Origin of the sequence: Streptomyces halobius (genome assembly GCF_023277745.1) — a bacterium.
GTDB lineage: Bacteria > Actinomycetota > Actinomycetes > Streptomycetales > Streptomycetaceae > Streptomyces > Streptomyces halobius.
The window spans coordinates 8,122,057-8,137,812 of record NZ_CP086322.1; the positions used below are offsets into that span (position 1 = coordinate 8,122,057).

Below are 15,756 nucleotides of genomic sequence, written 5' to 3' on the forward strand. Positions count from 1 at the left end.
CCGGAAAATGGAGACCGGGGCGGACGGAAACTCCGTTGCCCCGGATCCTCGGAAACGGCCGGCGCCCGCCGGAAGAGCGTGGCACAGGCGGATCACGTGGTCCGCTGTGCCGGAACGGGCGAACGCCGGCTGCCGAGTGGCCGGTGGTGCCGGCCGGTACTACCGGGGGCCTGTGCTGGACGCCGCGGGGCAGGCGACTTCCGACACAGGCCCTGGCGTCCGGGTCAGGCCGGGACGATGTTCTCCGCCTGCGGGCCCTTCTGGCCCTGGGTGACGTCGAAGGTGACCTTCTGGCCTTCCTGAAGCTCGCGGAAGCCCTGGGCGTTGATGTTGGAGTAGTGGGCGAAGACGTCAGCGCCGCCGCCGTCCTGCTCGATGAAGCCGAAGCCCTTTTCCGCGTTGAACCACTTCACGGTGCCAGTCGCCATGTGCGTCTCTTTTCGTTATTTGACAATAAAAATGCGCCTGCGGGTCACTGCCCGTCAGGCGCACACCATGTCATGGGTACCAAAACTGCAATTGCCAAGAAGTTAGCACGAATGTTGCTCCGGTGGGGGCGTTGGTGAGCGGGGACACCGTCCCGGAGGCAGGATGTCCGTATGTTGCTGGCCGAGCTCGCGCGGGTGTCGGCGGACGTCGCCGCGACCTCGGCGCGGTCGCGGAAGACCGCGCTGCTGGCCGGGCTGTTCCGGGCCGCCGCCCCGGAGGACGTCCCGGTGGTCATCCCGTACCTGGCGGGACGGCTGCCGCAGGGGCGGATCGGGGTCGGCTGGAGCGTGCTGCGGGAGCCCGTGCCACCGGCCGGTCACGCCACGCTGACCGTGCGCGACGTCGACGCGGCGCTGACCGGCCTGGCCCGTGTCGCCGGGCCCGGCGCGCAGGGCGAGCGCCGGCGACTGGTCCGGCAGCTGATGGCCGCGGCGACCGGACCGGAGCAGCGGTTCCTGGTCGGACTGCTGACCGGGGAGGTACGGCAGGGCGCGCTGGACGCCCTGGCCGTCGAGGGGCTCGCGGCGGCGACGGAGGTGCCCGCGGCGGAGCTGCGACGGGCTGTGATGCTGGCCGGTTCGCTGCAGGACGTCGCGCGGGCCGTACTGTCCGAGGGCCCGTCCGCGCTGGCGGAATTCCGGCTCACCGTCGGGCGGCCCGTCGGACCGATGCTCGCGCACAGCGCCGCCTCGCTGGACGCGGCCATCGACAGGCTCGGCGCCTGCGCCGTCGAGCAGAAACTCGACGGCATCCGGGTGCAGGTGCACCGGGACGGGCCGGACGTGTGGATCTACACCCGCACCCTGGACGAGGTCACCGACCGGCTGCCCGAGGTCACCGGCCTCGCCCGGGGCCTTCCCGCGGCGCGCTTCATCCTGGACGGCGAGGTGATCGCCCTGGGCGGCGACGGCCGGCCGGTGCCGTTCCAGCGGGTCGCGGGCCGGTTCGGTTCGCGGGTGGACGTCTCCGCCGCGCGGGCCGCGCTGCCGCTGTCCCCGGTCTTCTTCGACGCGCTGTCGGTCGAGGACCGCGACCTGCTGGAACAGCCCTGCGAACGGCGTTACGCGGAGCTGGCCAGGCTGGTTCCCGAGGAGGCGCGGGTGGGCCGCTGCGTCATCCGCGACCCGGGGGACGCGGCCGCCCGCGCCGCCGCCGAGGACTTCTGGCGGCGGACGTTGCGGCAGGGCCACGAGGGCGTCGTGATCAAGTCCCTGGAGGCGCCGTACAGCGCGGGCCGCCGGGGCGCCTCGTGGCTGAAGGTGAAGCCGGTGCACACGCTCGATCTGGTGGTGCTGGCGGCGGAGTGGGGGCACGGCCGGCGCACCGGCAAGCTGTCCAACCTCCACCTCGGGGCGCGTGGACCGGACGGCGGGTTCGTCATGCTGGGCAAGACCTTCAAGGGACTCACCGACGCCACGCTCACCTGGCAGACCGAGCGGCTGCGGGAACTCGCCGTCGACGACAACGGCCATGTCGTGACGGTGCGTCCGGAACTCGTCGTGGAGATCGCCTACGACGGACTCCAGACGTCCTCGCGCTACCCGGCGGGTGTGACGCTGCGCTTCGCCAGGGTGGTGCGCTACCGGGAGGACAAGACGGCGGCCGAGGCGGACACGGTGGAGACCGTTCTCGCGGACCGTGCCGGTGACGCGGGCGGTGCGTCCGGCGTACCGGATGAGCGGTAGGAGGGCGGCGGGCTCATGGCGGGGAAGCGGAGCGCCGGGCTGCTGCTGTTCCGTGGCGGGGGTGACGGGTTCGAAGTGATGCTGGCCCATATGGGCGGGCCGTTGTGGGCCCGGCGGGATGCCGGTGCCTGGTCGGTGCCCAAGGGCGAGTATGTGCCCCCGGAGGAGGCGAGGGACGCCGCCCGCCGGGAGTTCGAGGAGGAGCTGGGGCTGCCGCCGCCGGACGGCCGGTACGTTCCGCTGGGCGAGAGCCGGCAGTCCGGTGGCAAGGTCGTGACGGTCTGGGCCGTGGAGGGCGACCTCGATCCGGACCGGATCGTGCCCGGGACCTTCGAGATGGAGTGGCCGAGAGGATCCGGAGTGACCCGTGCTTTTCCTGAGATCGACCGGGTGGCGTGGTTCGCCCCGGAAGCGGCCGGCACACGGATCGTCACGGGCCAGCGTGTGTTCCTGGAGCGGCTGGCCGCTCATCTTCGGAGCGAGACGCCCGAGTGAGCCGTTCGGTTGCCCTGATTCCTCGCTTTCCCCCTTTCCCGTGAACTTTCCCGTGAACGGCCCGACGGGCGTCAGAAGCAGGAACCCGGAAAGAACGGCGAACGTCGAGGAGAGGAGGGGGAACGAAAGGCCGGTGGGCGGAAGGGGAGCGAAGCTCACACGCGCCGCTCCGGACTCGCGCTGGACACCCATTTGTCCACCGGGCAGTCTGAGCGGGGGTTTTCTTACGGGGCCCCGGGGACGGGGTCATGAGCATGCCGCGGGGGGCCGCATGTTGCGTATCCATTTCGATGACCGGGACGTCGCGCGCGTACAGATCGCCGCCGAACCGGATCCGCTCTGGGAAACGGTGCTCGCCATGCACCAACTGGCGGCCACGGACCGCGAGGTGCCGGTCTACGCCGCCTGGCGTGCCCGCGCCCGCGCCGAACTGGCCGAGCGCGGACTGACCCGTCAGGCCCGGCTGATCACCGCGCTCGCCCCGCCCAACGCCCGCTATTTTCCCGACTTCCTGACCCCCGACGCGTCCCGCGACGGTCTGGCGGCCGGGCTGGAGGCGCTGCGGGACACCCCGGCGGAGCGGCTGACCGCCGAAGCGGACCGGGCCGCGTTGTCGTCCCGGCTGCCGCGCTGGGCCGGCGCGCTGGCCGGGGGCAGCCGGAAACCGCTCGACGAACTGGCCGCCGCGTTCCGGGAGGTGCACCGTGCGGTGATCGCCCCCGACTGGACGGAGGCGACCGCGGCGGTCGACGCCGACCGGGCCGCGCGCGCCCGCACCCTGTGCCGGGGCGGCGTCGACGTTCTGCTCAACACCCTGCGGCCCACGGTGCGTTGGGAGCCACCGGTGCTGCAGGTGGACTACCCCGCCGACCGTGACCTGTGGCTGCGGGGCCGCGGACTGCGGCTGATCCCGTCGCACTTCTGCTGGCGCCGGCCCATCGCGCTCGCCGACCCCGGCCTCCCGCCGGTCCTGGTCCATCCCGTCGAGCACAGCACGTCCTGGGCCCCGGCCACCTCCCGTACCTGTCACCCGCAGGCGCTCTCCGCCCTGCTCGGCCGGACCCGGGCGCGGATCCTCGCCGCCCTGGACGACCCGACCACCACCGGTGAACTGGCCCGCCGGCTACGGGTCTCCGCCCCCTCGGCCAGTGAGCATGTGAGCGCGCTGCGCGAGGCGAATCTGGCCCGCAGCCGACGCGACGGCGGATGCGTCGTACATGCCCTCACCCCGCTGGGCACGGCACTGCTGCACGGCGAGCTGGCACCGGTACGGCAGCCCCACTGAGGCGACGCGCGGCCGCGGACCGCGGCTCTCACGGCCGGACCAGGATCTTCCTCCCCTGCCCCGCCTGGAAGCGGCCCATCGCCTCCGCGTACTGCTCCAGCGGCAGCCGGTCGCTGATGAAGACCTCCGGGTCCAGGACGCCGGCCGCGAAGAGTTCGGCGGCGCGTTCATAGCTGTGCAGCACCGCCATGGAGCCGGTGATGGTGATCTCCTGGTTGTAGATCCGGTACGGCTCGACGACGGCGCGCGCGGCGTAGTCGGCGACGCCGAACTGGAGGAAGGTGCCGCCCTTGCCGACCCGCCCCAGGGCGTCCTGGATGGCGCGTTCGTTGCCGGTGGCGTCGATGACCACGTCCCAGCCGCGCGGCCGGTCGAGTTCGTCGGCGGACCCGGCTGCGTGGGTGCAGCCGAGGGTACGGGCGGTCGCCAGCCGTTCCGGGTTGATGTCGACGACATCGACGCCCGCGGCCCCGGTGCGCTTGGCCAGTTCGAGCATCATCAGGCCCATCGTCCCGGAGCCGTAGATCAGGACCTGGGTGCCCAGCTGCTGGGAGCGCAGGATGTCATAGCCGCGTACGGCACAGGACAGCGGTTCGATCAGCGCCGCGTCCTCGGTGCGTACATGGTCGGGCAGCTTGACGCAGTTCGCGACGGGGGCGACCGCGAACTCGGCGGCCCCGCCGGCCGTGGACACCCCGATCGCCTCCCAGCGCTCGCACAGGTTGTTGCGGCCGATGCGGCAGTAGTGGCATTCGTGGCAGTACAGGGACGGATCGACGGCGACCCGGTCGCCCTCGGCCAGTTCGGTGACCGCGCTGCCGGTCGCGACGACCGTACCGGCGAACTCATGCCCGGGAACGACGGGCAGGCTGGGCGCGAACTCGCCCTGGAGGATGTGCAGATCGGTGCCGCACAGCCCGCAGGCGGCGACGGACACCACGACCTCGCGGGGCCCCGGCGCCGGATCCTCGACGGTGGTGACCTCGACCTTTCCGGGGGCGCTGATCACTGCGGCTTTCATTTCACGGCTCCGAGGGAGAGGCCCTGGACGAGCTTGTCCTGGGCGGCGAATCCGGCGATGAGCACCGGGAGGGAGATGACGGTGGCGGCGGCGCACACCTTGGCCAGGAACAGTCCCTGGCTGGTGACGAAGCTGGTGAGGAACACCGGCGACGTCCCGGCCACGATGCCGGTCAGGACCCGGGCGAACAGCAGCTCGTTCCAGCTGAAGATGAAGGAGATGAGCGCCGTCGCGGCGATCCCCGGCATGGCGACCGGTGCGACGATCCGCGTCAGGGTGGTGTGCAGTCCCGCGCCGTCGGTCGACGCGGCCTCCAGCATCTCCACCGGGACCTCGGCGAGGAACGAGCGCATCATCCACACCGCGATCGGCAGATTCATCGAGGTGTAGAGGATGACCAGCAGCCAGATGCTGTCCAGCATGCCGGTGTTCTGCGCGATGAGATAGACCGGCAGCAGACCGGCCACCAGCGGCAGCATCTTCGTGGAGAGGAAGAAGAACAGCACATCGCTCCACTTGCGCACCGGCTTGATCGACAGCGCGTACGCCGCCGGTACGGCCAGCGCCAGGACCAGGAGGGTGGAGGCGACGGAGGCGGTGAGCGAGTTGATCAGCGGCGGCCAGGGGCTGATGCCGCTGCCCGCGCCGAAGAACTCGCGGTAGCCGTCCAGGGTGAGACCGGCACCGACGCTGGGCGGGTTGGTCGCCGCGTCCGTCTCGCTGTGGAAGGACGTCAGCACCATCCAGGCGACGGGCAGGAAGAAGGCGATACCGCACAGCCAGGCCACCAGGACCAGCATCCCGCCGGTACGCCGCCGGCGCCGCGCGGTGGAGCCGGCCGGGCGCCGGGGCCGGCGCAGGGTGAGGGGCACGCTGGTCATCGGGTGACCTCCTCGCGCAGCAGGGACGAGACGGTGCGCAGCGCGAAGGTCGCCACCAGCAGCGAACACAGCACGACGATGACGCCCTGCGCGGAGGCCCGTCCGTAGTCATGGGCCTGGTAGAAGGTCTGGTAGATGGTGTACGGCAGGTTCGCCGTGCCGAGTCCGCCCGAGGTGATGGTGAACACCGCGTCGAAGTTCTGGACGACGTAGATGGTCCCCAGCAGCGCGGCCAGTTCGAGGTAGCGGCGCAGATGCGGCAGGGTCAGACAGCGGAAGATGTCGAACGGGGAGGCGCCGTCCATCCGGGCCGCCTCGACGGCGTCCGTGGGCCGGCTCTGCAGCCCGGCCAGCAGGATCAGCATCATGAACGGTGTCCACTGCCAGATCAGCGACACCTCCACGGCGGCGAGCGGGGAGTCGGTCATCCAGTCCGGCTGCGGCGGGTTGTCGCTGCCGAACAGCCCCCAGATCCACGTCAGCACGCCGTTGAGCAGCCCGTACGAGGTGTTGTAAAGGGCGTGCTTCCACAGCAGCGCGGAAGCGACGGGCACCACGAGGAAAGGGGTGATCAGCAGGGTGCGGACGATGCCGCGGCCGCGGAAACCACGGTCGAGCAGCAGCGCCAGACCCAGCCCCAGCAGCAGGCTGACCAGCACCACGGTCACCGTCAGCAGCACCGTCGTCAGCACCGAGGAACGCATCGCGTGGTCGGTGAAGACCGCCTTGTAGTTGTCGAAGGCGGCGAAGCCGCGGTTGTCGGGGGCCAGCGCGTTCCACCGGATGAAGGAGATCACCACGGTCGCCAGGAACGGCAGTTGGGTCACGATGATCAGGAAGACCAGCGCGGGCAGCAGGGGAGCGCGCCGGGCCCAGTCCTTCGTCCGCTGTGCGCGCCGGGCGCGGGCCGCCTGTCTGCCGGACGCCGGGACGACGGCCTCGACGGGCCGGGTCCGCTCAGCGGTCTGCGTAGGCATCGGCCACCTCCTGCGCCAGCCGCTGGCTCTTCTTGAGGGCCTCGGAGACGCTCTGCTTCCCGGCGATCGCCGAGCTCACCTCGTGCGAGACCTTGGTGCCCAGATCGGCGAACTCGGGGACACCGACGAACTGGATACCGGGCGCCGGACGCGGCTGCACACCCGCATCATCGGGCCGGGCCGAGCTGATCGCCTGCTTGGTCGCCTGGGCGAACGCCCCGGAATTCTCCAGGTACTGCTGGTTCCGGTAGAGAGACGCCCGCTTCCCTCCGGGCACGCTGGCCCAGCCCAGCGTGCGGCCCACCAGCTGCTCGTACTCCTTGCCGGAGGCCCAGCGGACGAACTTCCACGCCGCGTCCTGGTGCGTACTGGCCTTCTGCACGCCCCAGGCCCAGGTGTAGAGCCAGCCGGAGCTCGGCGTCTTCTCGACCGGCGCCGGCGCGTAGCCGACCTTGCCGGCGACCTTGGAATCCTTGCCCTCCAGCGAGCCGGCGCCGGCGGTCGCGTCGTACCACATGGCGACCTTGCCCTGCTGCATGTTGTTGAGGCACTCGGTGTAGCCGGCCTGCGGGGCGCCCGCCTCGCCGTGCTGACGCACCAGATCGACGTAGAACTGGGTGGCCCTGGTGAATTCCGGGCTGTCGAGCTTCGCTTTCCAGTCCTTGGTGAACCAGGTGCCGCCGAAGGTGTTGACGACCGTGGACAGCGGGGCGATCACCTGGCCCCAGCCGGGTTGGCCGCGCAGGCAGATGCCCTTCAGGCCCTTGCGGTATCCGTCCAGCTTGGCGGCCATCTTGGCGACCTCGCGCCACGTCGGCTGCTTGGGCATGCTCAGTCCGGCGGCCTTGAGTAGGTCCTTGCGGTACATCAGGAAGGACGATTCGCCGTAGAAGGGCTCCGCGTAGATCTTGCCGTCGGCGGCGGTGAGGGACTTGCGCAGCGGCGCGAGAATGTCCTTCTGGTCGAACTGCGGGTCCTTGGCCGCCCGTTCGCCGAGCGGCGCGAGCCATCCGTTGCGGGCGTAGATCGGCGTCTCGTAGTTGCTGAGACTGGCCACATCGTACTGTCCGGCCTGGCTGGAGAAGTCCTGGCTCATCTTGTCCCGCAGGTCGTCCTCCGGCAGTACGGTGAACTTCACCTTGATGCCGGTCTTCTTGGTGAAGTGCTCGGCGGTGAGCTTCTGCAGATCCACCATCTGCGGGTTGTTGACCATCAGCACGTTGATGCTGTCGGAACCGCCCTTGCTCGCGGCACCGAAGCCGCCGGAGCAGCCGGCGACGGTCAGCGACAGGGCCAGGGCGACCGAGGTCACCCCCATGGTGCGGCGGGTACGGCTTCGCAAGGGGGATCGTGCTCTCACGGCTCTCGCCTTTCTGCGGACGTCCGGGGACGTCGGGGGATATGGGGACATCGGGTGGGTGCGGTGGTGCGGTGGTGGCCGGCGGATGGGGGATGGTGCGGCTCCTGCGGCTGTCGCGGTGTGTGCGGGCAGGCCGGGGAGACCGTCCGAGGGCCGGGGTGTGGCCTTCGGCGGTGCGTTGTCGGTCGTGTGTCCACGGGGCCGGTCGTCCGGGTGGCCCGCGTTCCCGGTCAGACCCGGAGCACCTGCGGCCCCAGGAGGGAGTAGCGGTGGGCCTCCGGTGCGGAGAGCCCGGCGTCGGTGACGATCGTGTTCATGTCGCTCACCTCGGCGAACCGGCAGAAGCTGCTGGCCCCGAACTTGCTGTGCACGCCGACCAGCACCCGCCGCCGCGACGAGCGGACGGCCTGTGCCTTCACATCGGCGACGGCCGGATCGGGGGTGGTCAGCCCGTGATCCCGGGAGATGCCGTTGGCCCCCAGGAACGCCAGGTCGATCACGAACCGCGCGAGCATGTCCCGGGCCCAGGAGCCCACCGTCGCCTGCGTCCGGGAACGGACCCGGCCGCCGGCCAGCAGCACGGTGGTGGACTCGGACGCGGAGACCAGGGACGCGGTCCGCAGCGAGGCGGTGATCACGGTCAGCGGACGGTCGGTGGGCAGCTGCGTCGCGACCAGCTCGGGCGTGTACCCCTCGTCCACGAACACCGTCTCCGCCTCGCCGATCAGCTGGGCCGCGGATGCGGCGATCCGCCGCTTCTCCGCCACCAGCTGGGTCTCACGCCGGGCCAGCGTGGTCTCGAAACCGGCGCTCTCGACGGGGTACGCCGCGCCGTGCGTCCGCCGGACCAGGCCACGGCGCTCCAGCTCGCTCAGATCGCGCCGCACGGTCTCCCGGGAGACGTCGAACTCCACCGCGGCATCGGCGACCTCGACCCGGCCGGACTGCCGGACGAGCGCGAGGATGCGGTGCTGGCGTTCCTCGGCCCTCATAGCTGCCTCCTGCCCATGCCTCGATGTTCGTTCGGTCACGGGCCTGCCCGTTTCTGCCCGCCTGAGGTTTATAGCAACCGTACGAGCGCGGACCACTGCCCGTAAGAGCAAAAAAGACGACCGCTTCTGCCCGCTTCGGAACCCGCTCGACCAGGCCGAAGCCTCCCAGCGGTGCCCGTACCACCCTCCGCAACGGCCCGACCGCCTGCCCGCCCCGATGGAAAAGGGCGCTTACTCTGGACGCCATGAGCTCGGAAATGCGGTCGTTGGCGGTCACTGCGATCGTGCAGGAGGAAGAGTGCGCGGTCCTGCGGGTCAGCGGGGAACTGGACCTCCGCACCGAGCAGACGTTCCTCGACGAGGCCCGGTCGGTCGTCTCGGCCGGCCATCGCTTCCTCGTGCTCGACCTGACCGCACTGCGCTTCTGCGACTCCCGGGGCCTGAGCTGTCTGCTCGCCCTCGAATGGCTCTGCCGGCGCCTGGAGGGCCGGCTGCTGCTGGCCTCGCTCGGCGTACGGATGCTGCGCCTGCTGGTCGGCACCCAGTCCCTCGGCGTCTTCGCGTGCTTCCCCACCGTCGGCCACGCCCTCGCCGCCGTCCCCGACGCCGTCCGCCCGGCCTGGCCGCCGAAGGCGGAGGGGCCGTCCGTGTGACAGGGTTCGTCATCGGGGTGACGACGGCGCGACCGGGCAGCGCATCGCTCCCAGCCACTCACCATCGAACCGAACAAAAGTGATCTTCTTGTACGGGCCGGACTCGTAGAGCAGCCCGAAGGTCCCGTCCTTCAGCCGGGTCAGCGTCGAGTAGGCCGACGGACCCGGAGCGACGACCCGGGAGACCGGCCAGCTCCGCCCGTCGTCGCAGGACAACCGGACGGTGAGGTTCTCGCGTGCCGTCGTGCTCGCCGTATTGCTGAACAGCAGCCAGTGGGCCCGCGCGCGGTCCGGCCGCGCCGTCGGGTCGTAGCGCAGGATCGCCGCGTTGTTGACCGGGTCGATCAGCGTGCCGTCCGCGACCGGTGTGCCGTAGCTCAGCCCGCCGTCCCGCGAAAAGGCCACCAGCCGCTTCTTGGTGCTGGACGTGCGGCTGTTGAGCATCACCCGGCCATCGGCCAGCTCCACCGTCTTGTTCTCGTCCATCAGCGGCCCGACCGGCTCCCCCAGACGCCAGCTCTCGCCGTGGTCGTCGCTGTACGCGCTGGCCGCCCACATACTGCCGTCGGCCTTCCGGAACGCGTACTGCTGCAGCAGCCGGCCGGTGGACAGCTGGATACCGGTGCCGGACGACGCGAAGATGCCGTGCCAGGACGGGTCCTTGAGGTCCTTCGTGATGCGCCGGTTCCGCCAGCTGCGGCCACCGTCGTCCGAATAGCTGTAGTCGGTGTGCAGGATGCTGGTGCTGTCATGCGCATTGCCCGCACCCGCGTTGGCGAAGCCGATGCCGTTGGGAGCGTACGCGTGAAAGAGGAAGACCCGGCCGGTGCCCCTGTCGACCACCAGGCTCGGGTCACCCGCGCCCGCACCCCCGTCGTAGTCGACCACCGCCCGGGGGGCGCTCCAGGTCCGTCCGTTGTCGGTACTGCGCCGCACCATCACATCCACATCGCCGGGCAGATCGGCCGCGCTGTCATTGCGCCGGTCGTAGGCCGCGAGGAGGGCGCCGTCGGGGAGGGTGGTGAGGGCTGGGATCCGATAGGTGTGCGCGCCCTGGCCGGAGAGCGCCAGGGCGCGCGATTCGAACAGGGGGTGCGCTGCGCGCGGCTCGACGGCGGGTGCGGCGGGCAGGCTGGCGCCTGAGGCCACGAGCAGGGCCGCCAGTGCAAGGGGGTGGACGGGATTCACCTGTACCTCCATGCCCCCACGCGTCTGTGGCTGCATCTTTCCTGAGGGCGGGGGTGACCGCACGCGGGAGGGGCTGCGCTGCGCGTGGCCTTGCCGCCTGGTTGCTCGTCGTCGTCGGCCGTCCGGCCGTAGGGGTCGCCTGCGGCCGGCTGCGCCCCACGTTGTCGGCCGTCCCGCCGTGGGGGTTCGCCTGCGGCGGGCTTGCGCCGACGTTTCGGCTGTCCCGCCGTGGAGGTTTGTCGCCGTTGCGCCTGCGGCGGGCGTGGGTCTTCCGGGTGCGGTGACGGGCCTCCGGACTCCGTCCTGCGGCCCGTCCCCTCCCGACGGTGGAGGGAAGAGGGGTAGTGGGGCACAAGTGGTCCGCCAGACGTCTGTGATCACGTCCACAAGATGGACATGACCGACTACGTGTACCCCCACCGTCTATTCCCCACCCCCTCGGGAGGTGCCGGACCGCAGGGCGGAGTCCGGAGGTCCGGCACCGCTGCCGAACAGCCCCGCGTAGCGGCAACCAGCTCGCCGCAGGCGCAACGGCGGGACGGCCAAAGCGTCGGCTCAGGCCAAGCGCAGCGGACGCCCGCCGCAGGCGCAACGGCGGGACGGCCGACAACGTGGGGCGCAGGCAACGCGCAGCGGACAGCCGAAAACGGCGCTCAGCCAAGGTCGAGGCCAAGATCCCGCACCAATGTGGGGGACGGCCGCGGAATCTCCCCGAAGTCCTCGTCGTCGCTGTCCACCACCAGCCGGTTGATCACGTTCTCCAGGGCGGCGGGCAGCGTCGGGGCGAGTCCGCTGTGCCACTGGACGAGGAGGTTGTGCCGGGCGGCGTCCGGCAGCAGCTGCTTCTCGTCGAACGCGTTCACCGCCCGGTGCTCCTCATCGGGCGCGTGTGCGGCCTGCTCGCGCCAGTAGGCGGCGTCACGGTGCTCGCTGTTGCGGCGGTGCGCGAGATACAGGCAGTAGGCGGCGGTCCGGCTGTCGGCGCCCGCGCCGAAGTGCCACCAGAACTGTGCCGCGTCGTACCGCCCGGTGATGTGCAGCAGACATGCGAAGACCAGGGCGCCCTCGGGGTCGATGTGGTGGTCGTCGACCAGCCGTTCGAGGCTCGCGGCGGCGGCCGCGGCATTGACGACCAGCGCGCAGGCGAGTTCGAGTTCGTGGGTCGCCTCGTCGCGGGCGCTCGGGTAGGAGCTGGGCGCGCCGTGGTCCGCGCGGACCGCCGTCGGGCCGTCCGCTCCCCACCCCGCGCCGGGGGGATCGTCGAAGCAGCCGAGGCCGTCGAGCGCTCCTTCGTCGTCGAGGTCGCCGAAGGCGGCGAGGCCGTCGATGCCGGCGACGTCGGCAGCGGCGCTGAGCAGCGTCTCGACCGTGTCCCGGCGGTCCGTGTGATGGGCGTACGTCATGGTCTGTTCCCCCTAGTGGTTCCTTGATCGATACCGAGCGCGGCGGCGAGCTTGCGCTTGCCCCGGCTGGCATGGGAGCGGACGGTGGCTTCGTCCACGCCGAGAAGTGCCGCTATCTGCCCGTCGCCGTATCCGATGACATGCCGCAGCACGATCACATCGCACTGCCGCTCCGGGAGCCGCGAGATGGCCGCGTAGAGCCCCAACTGGCTTTCCAGCAGGGCGAATTGCTGCTGGCATTCCCGCAGCAGGGCCTGGGTGACGACGGCGAAGGCGGCGGTTTCGGTGAGGGCGGTGGGCTGTTGGTGGTCGTACAGCCACTCCACCACGCACTCCTTGAGCACCGACCAGGCGAACGCCTCGACCGAGGCCTGGCGCAGCGCGTGCGGCCAGAGGTGGTACAGCCGGCGGTAGGCGGCGCGGGTGACCTCGCGGGCCGACGCCTTGCTGCCGGTGTGCAGATAGGCGTAGGTCAGCCACTTCCGGGAGTGCGTCGTGTGGAAAGCCTCGAAGGTTATCCACAAGTGATGGCTCGACGGGTGGTGAGGTGACGCGTGGTCGGGTGACGCGTGGTGAGGTGACGGATGGTGACTGGATGGGTAGTGGGATGACGGGTGGTGACCGGGCGGGGCGTGCGACGACGCGTGGTGACGGGGTGAGGGGCGACCGGGTGGGCCGGACCGCTCCGATCCCGTACGGTCGGGCTGCGACGGCGGTGCCTGGGCCGCGCGGGAGGTGCCGTACCGCGTCATGCCGGTCCCTCACCACCGCGGAGGCCGCGGGGCCGGGGCTGGGACGCGCTGCCAGGAGTGTCACGTGGAGAGGGGAGCCGCCGTGGGCGGGGAATGCACAGCCGCCGTGGATCGGCGCCGCCACGACATGGGCCCGGGTGGATCCGCCGGACCGGACCTAAGTCCTTGGGGATGACGCGCGCCTCCGCGCACGTCGGCAGGATGCGGTCCCGGTCTGTGCTCACGAGCCGTCCTCGTTCCGTTCGCCGTGCACCGCCGCCGGGCGTCGGGAGCACCGGCGGCAGGAGGACGGTTTGTCCTCCCTACCAATGAACCGGAAAGAGAGCCTCTTTGTGGCACCCGGCCGCAAGAAATCTTCCTCTGCGTATTCATATGACTACCCGTGACCCGGGCATAGTCAGGACTTTCGGCTGTGGGCCCCGGTACCGACCGGCGTATGCGCCCGCCTTGCGCGCCGTCCGGCACGCGCCGGGGCGCCGGGTGTTGTTCCGCATGATCCGCACCGCAGGGGGAAGTGCACCAACAGCCCGGCGGGCGACGGCGTACGGCGTGCCGCGGGGCGCACGCGGAACGCCGGCGGCAGCCGGAACGGCGGCCGGCGGGCGGCACGCGCTACTGGGGAGGCAGAGCACGATGAGCGACACCGAGCCCGTGGTGGACCTGCGGCTCGACCGGGCCCACTCGTCCCGGATCTATGACTACATGCTCGGCGGCAAGACCAACTTCCTCGCCGACCGGATGGCCGCCGGAAGCGTGCTGAGCGTCTTCCCGGCCGCCCTGGCCGCCGCCCGCATCAACCGGGAGTTCATGCACCGCGCCACCCGCTTCCTCGCGGAGTCCGGGATGCGGCAGTACCTCGACATCGGCACCGGCATCCCCACCCCGCCGAATCTCCACGACATCGCTCAGGGAATCGTCCCCGACGCCCGGGTGCTCTACACCGACAACGACCCGATCGTCCTCGCGCATGCGGCCGCCCTGCTGCGCGGCACTCCCGAGGGCCGCACCGCGTACCTCCAGGCCGATGTCAACGACCCCGCGAGCATCCTTGAGTCGCCCCGGCTCCTCGACACCCTCGACCTCGGCCGGCCGGTCGTTCTGAGTCTGAACGCCCTGATGCACTTCGTCACCGACGACGGCCGGGACCACGCCCACACCATCGTCGAGACCCTCAAGGACGCGCTGCCCAGTGGCAGTGTCCTGGCCATGACGCATGCCACGCCGGACGTCGATCCGGAGGTGATGCGCAAGATCATCAACATCTACCGTGACGCCGGCACCGCCCTCCAGTTCCGCTCCCGCGCGGAGTTCCTCCGCTTCTTCGACGGCTGGGAACTGCTGGAGCCGGGCATCACCCTCTCCCACCAGTGGCGCCCCGACCACCCGGAGGACGCCACCCACGTCACGGACGCCGAGGCCGGCTGCTACGCGGGGGTGGCCCGTAAGCCGTGACGCTGGGGGCGGCTCGCTCCGGGCTCACTCCTTGCGGTAGCCGTACGCCTCCTCGGCCGCCGCCGCGACCGCGGTCAGGTCCGCGCCGGCCGAGGCGGTGACGACGGCGGCCACCGCGCCCTCCACGAACGGTGCGTCCACCAGCTGTGCGCTCCCGGGGAGTTCATCCCCCTCGGCGATCAGGGCCTTGACGGTCAGCACGGCGCTGCCGAGGTCGGCCAGCAGCGCCACGCCCGCACCGCGGTCGACCCTCCGCGCCGCCTCCGCGATCAGCTCCGCGCTCGTGCCGAACCCCCCGTCCGGCGTACCGCCCGCGGCGGCGATCGGTGCCTCCGCGCCGCCGCCGGCCAGCCCGACGGCCAGCTCCGCGACCGACTCGGCGACCGGCCCGCTGTGCGATACCAGTACGATCCCGACCAGGCCCGCCCCGCCGGCCACCGGCTCGTTCGCCGCGCTCACTTCGCCACCTCCGCCAGGGCCGCGAACAGCAGCGCCGAGGACGTCGCCCCCGGATCCTGATGCCCGATACTGCGTTCTCCCAGATAGCTTGCCCGGCCCTTCCTCGCCAGCATCGGTACGGTCGCCAGCGCGCCCCGCTCGGCGGCCTCGGCCGCGGCGTCGAAGGACACCGCCAGCGCCTCGACGCCCGGAGCCAGGGCGTCGAGCATCGTCTTGTCGCCGGGTGCCGCGCCGCCGAGCCGGGCCACCGCCTCCACCCCCGCCTGCAGACCCGCCCGCAGCTCCTCGGCGGTCACCTGCGGGGCCTCGCCGAGCCCCTTGCCGCTGCGCCGCAGCAGCGTCCCGTACAGCGGCCCGGACGCGCCGCCCACGGTCGAGATCAACTGCCGTCCGGCGGTGATCAGCACGGCACCGGGCGTGGCCGGCGGCTCCGTTTCCAGGGCCTTGACGACGGCGGTGAATCCGCGCTGCATATTGCTGCCGTGGTCGGCGTCGCCGATGGCCGCGTCCAGCTCGGTGAGCCGGCCGGCCTCCCGGTCGACGGCCGCGGCCGACACCGTCATCCAGCGGACGATCAACGCGGCATCAAAGGCCGTTTTGGACATGGGCTGCTCCTCTGGTTCGTTCACGATCGGGGAGGGAAAGGGGTCGAAGCGGGCGCGGG

16 protein-coding genes are annotated in these 15,756 nt (G+C 71.2%); 5 read left to right on the forward strand and 11 right to left on the reverse strand.

Annotated elements, in window-relative coordinates; translation table 11 throughout:
• Positions 1 to 224: 224 nt before the first annotated feature.
• Positions 225 to 428, reverse strand: coding sequence for a cold-shock protein (locus tag K9S39_RS36925; RefSeq protein WP_248867664.1), 204 nt, complete (start codon positions 426 to 428; stop codon positions 225 to 227).
• 171 nt (positions 429 to 599) lie between these two features.
• On the opposite strand from K9S39_RS36925, the gene K9S39_RS36930 reads away from it, so the two are divergent.
• The 3 genes from K9S39_RS36930 to K9S39_RS36940 all read left to right on the forward strand — a co-directional run bounded on the left by K9S39_RS36930 (position 600) and on the right by K9S39_RS36940 (position 3,954).
• Complete coding sequence (locus K9S39_RS36930; protein ID WP_248867665.1) at positions 600 to 2,174, forward strand: ATP-dependent DNA ligase; 1,575 nt, start codon at positions 600 to 602, stop codon at positions 2,172 to 2,174.
• Between the two features lie 15 nt (positions 2,175 to 2,189).
• Positions 2,190 to 2,669, forward strand: a complete 480-nt coding sequence (locus tag K9S39_RS36935; protein ID WP_248867666.1) for an NUDIX domain-containing protein — start codon at positions 2,190 to 2,192, stop codon at positions 2,667 to 2,669.
• Positions 2,670 to 2,940: 271 nt separating this feature from the next.
• Positions 2,941 to 3,954, forward strand: a complete 1,014-nt coding sequence (locus K9S39_RS36940; RefSeq protein WP_248867667.1) for a winged helix-turn-helix domain-containing protein — start codon at positions 2,941 to 2,943, stop codon at positions 3,952 to 3,954.
• A gap of 28 nt (positions 3,955 to 3,982) precedes the next feature.
• On the opposite strand, the gene K9S39_RS36945 is transcribed toward K9S39_RS36940, so the two are convergent.
• The 5 genes from K9S39_RS36945 to K9S39_RS36965 form a co-directional block, all read right to left on the reverse strand.
• Complete coding sequence (locus K9S39_RS36945; protein WP_248867668.1) at positions 3,983 to 4,975, reverse strand: zinc-dependent alcohol dehydrogenase family protein; 993 nt, start codon at positions 4,973 to 4,975, stop codon at positions 3,983 to 3,985.
• On the reverse strand, positions 4,972 to 5,856 hold the full coding sequence (locus tag K9S39_RS36950) for a carbohydrate ABC transporter permease (RefSeq protein ID WP_248867669.1): 885 nt from the start codon (positions 5,854 to 5,856) through the stop codon (positions 4,972 to 4,974). Before K9S39_RS36950 ends, K9S39_RS36945 begins: the two co-directional genes overlap by 4 nt.
• On the reverse strand, positions 5,853 to 6,833 hold the full coding sequence (locus K9S39_RS36955; protein WP_248867670.1) for a carbohydrate ABC transporter permease: 981 nt from the start codon (positions 6,831 to 6,833) through the stop codon (positions 5,853 to 5,855). Before K9S39_RS36955 ends, K9S39_RS36950 begins: the two co-directional genes overlap by 4 nt.
• Entirely contained in the window at positions 6,814 to 8,151 is a 1,338-nt protein-coding gene (locus tag K9S39_RS36960) for an ABC transporter substrate-binding protein (RefSeq protein WP_248867671.1), read from the reverse strand. Before K9S39_RS36960 ends, K9S39_RS36955 begins: the two co-directional genes overlap by 20 nt.
• 272 nt (positions 8,152 to 8,423) lie before the next feature.
• Positions 8,424 to 9,185, reverse strand: a complete 762-nt coding sequence (locus K9S39_RS36965) for a DeoR/GlpR family DNA-binding transcription regulator (RefSeq protein WP_248867672.1) — start codon at positions 9,183 to 9,185, stop codon at positions 8,424 to 8,426.
• Between the two features lie 245 nt (positions 9,186 to 9,430).
• Between K9S39_RS36965 and K9S39_RS36970 the strand changes: the two genes are divergently transcribed.
• Positions 9,431 to 9,838 carry an STAS domain-containing protein gene (locus K9S39_RS36970; protein ID WP_406708077.1) on the forward strand — a complete coding sequence of 136 codons (408 nt, stop codon included), beginning with the start codon at positions 9,431 to 9,433 and terminating at the stop codon, positions 9,836 to 9,838.
• A 9-nt stretch (positions 9,839 to 9,847) separates the two neighbouring features.
• Here K9S39_RS36970 and K9S39_RS36975 read toward each other — a convergent pair whose 3' ends face one another.
• From K9S39_RS36975 to K9S39_RS36985, 3 genes are all read right to left on the reverse strand, one after another.
• Entirely contained in the window at positions 9,848 to 11,026 is a 1,179-nt protein-coding gene (locus K9S39_RS36975; RefSeq protein ID WP_248867673.1) for a sialidase family protein, read from the reverse strand.
• Positions 11,027 to 11,679: 653 nt separating this feature from the next.
• Positions 11,680 to 12,429 carry a hypothetical protein gene (locus K9S39_RS36980; protein WP_248867674.1) on the reverse strand — a complete coding sequence of 250 codons (750 nt, stop codon included), beginning with the start codon at positions 12,427 to 12,429 and terminating at the stop codon, positions 11,680 to 11,682.
• Positions 12,426 to 12,953, reverse strand: coding sequence for an RNA polymerase sigma factor (locus K9S39_RS36985; protein ID WP_248867675.1), 528 nt, complete (start codon positions 12,951 to 12,953; stop codon positions 12,426 to 12,428). Before K9S39_RS36985 ends, K9S39_RS36980 begins: the two co-directional genes overlap by 4 nt.
• An 861-nt stretch (positions 12,954 to 13,814) precedes the next feature.
• On the opposite strand from K9S39_RS36985, the gene K9S39_RS36990 reads away from it, so the two are divergent.
• Complete coding sequence (locus tag K9S39_RS36990) at positions 13,815 to 14,633, forward strand: SAM-dependent methyltransferase (RefSeq protein WP_248867676.1); 819 nt, start codon at positions 13,815 to 13,817, stop codon at positions 14,631 to 14,633.
• Positions 14,634 to 14,657: 24 nt separating this feature from the next.
• Here the strand turns inward: K9S39_RS36990 and K9S39_RS36995 are convergent, their stop codons facing one another.
• Positions 14,658 to 15,092 carry a PTS-dependent dihydroxyacetone kinase phosphotransferase subunit DhaM gene (locus K9S39_RS36995; protein WP_406708078.1) on the reverse strand — a complete coding sequence of 145 codons (435 nt, stop codon included), beginning with the start codon at positions 15,090 to 15,092 and terminating at the stop codon, positions 14,658 to 14,660.
• The gene (gene dhaL / locus K9S39_RS37000) at positions 15,089 to 15,697 is read right to left on the reverse strand and encodes a dihydroxyacetone kinase subunit DhaL (RefSeq protein ID WP_248867677.1); all 609 of its coding nucleotides are present in this window, start codon (positions 15,695 to 15,697) and stop codon (positions 15,089 to 15,091) included. Before dhaL ends, K9S39_RS36995 begins: the two co-directional genes overlap by 4 nt.
• Between the last annotated feature and the right edge of the window lie 59 nt (positions 15,698 to 15,756).

Bases quoted from the DNA above. Each gene is read 5' to 3' on its own strand.
- K9S39_RS36925 (WP_248867664.1), bottom strand. From the start codon at position 428: ATGGCGACTGGCACCGTGAAGTGGTTCAACGCGGAAAAGGGCTTCGGC.
- K9S39_RS36930 (WP_248867665.1), top strand. From the start codon at position 600: ATGTTGCTGGCCGAGCTCGCGCGGGTGTCGGCGGACGTCGCCGCGACC.
- K9S39_RS36935 (WP_248867666.1), top strand. From the start codon at position 2,190: ATGGCGGGGAAGCGGAGCGCCGGGCTGCTGCTGTTCCGTGGCGGGGGT.
- K9S39_RS36940 (WP_248867667.1), top strand. From the start codon at position 2,941: ATGTTGCGTATCCATTTCGATGACCGGGACGTCGCGCGCGTACAGATC.
- K9S39_RS36945 (WP_248867668.1), bottom strand. From the start codon at position 4,975: ATGAAAGCCGCAGTGATCAGCGCCCCCGGAAAGGTCGAGGTCACCACC.
- K9S39_RS36950 (WP_248867669.1), bottom strand. From the start codon at position 5,856: ATGACCAGCGTGCCCCTCACCCTGCGCCGGCCCCGGCGCCCGGCCGGC.
- K9S39_RS36955 (WP_248867670.1), bottom strand. From the start codon at position 6,833: ATGCCTACGCAGACCGCTGAGCGGACCCGGCCCGTCGAGGCCGTCGTC.
- K9S39_RS36960 (WP_248867671.1), bottom strand. From the start codon at position 8,151: ATGGGGGTGACCTCGGTCGCCCTGGCCCTGTCGCTGACCGTCGCCGGC.
- K9S39_RS36965 (WP_248867672.1), bottom strand. From the start codon at position 9,185: ATGAGGGCCGAGGAACGCCAGCACCGCATCCTCGCGCTCGTCCGGCAG.
- K9S39_RS36970 (WP_406708077.1), top strand. From the start codon at position 9,431: ATGAGCTCGGAAATGCGGTCGTTGGCGGTCACTGCGATCGTGCAGGAG.
- K9S39_RS36980 (WP_248867674.1), bottom strand. From the start codon at position 12,429: ATGACGTACGCCCATCACACGGACCGCCGGGACACGGTCGAGACGCTG.
- K9S39_RS36990 (WP_248867676.1), top strand. From the start codon at position 13,815: ATGAGCGACACCGAGCCCGTGGTGGACCTGCGGCTCGACCGGGCCCAC.
- dhaL (WP_248867677.1), bottom strand. From the start codon at position 15,697: ATGTCCAAAACGGCCTTTGATGCCGCGTTGATCGTCCGCTGGATGACG.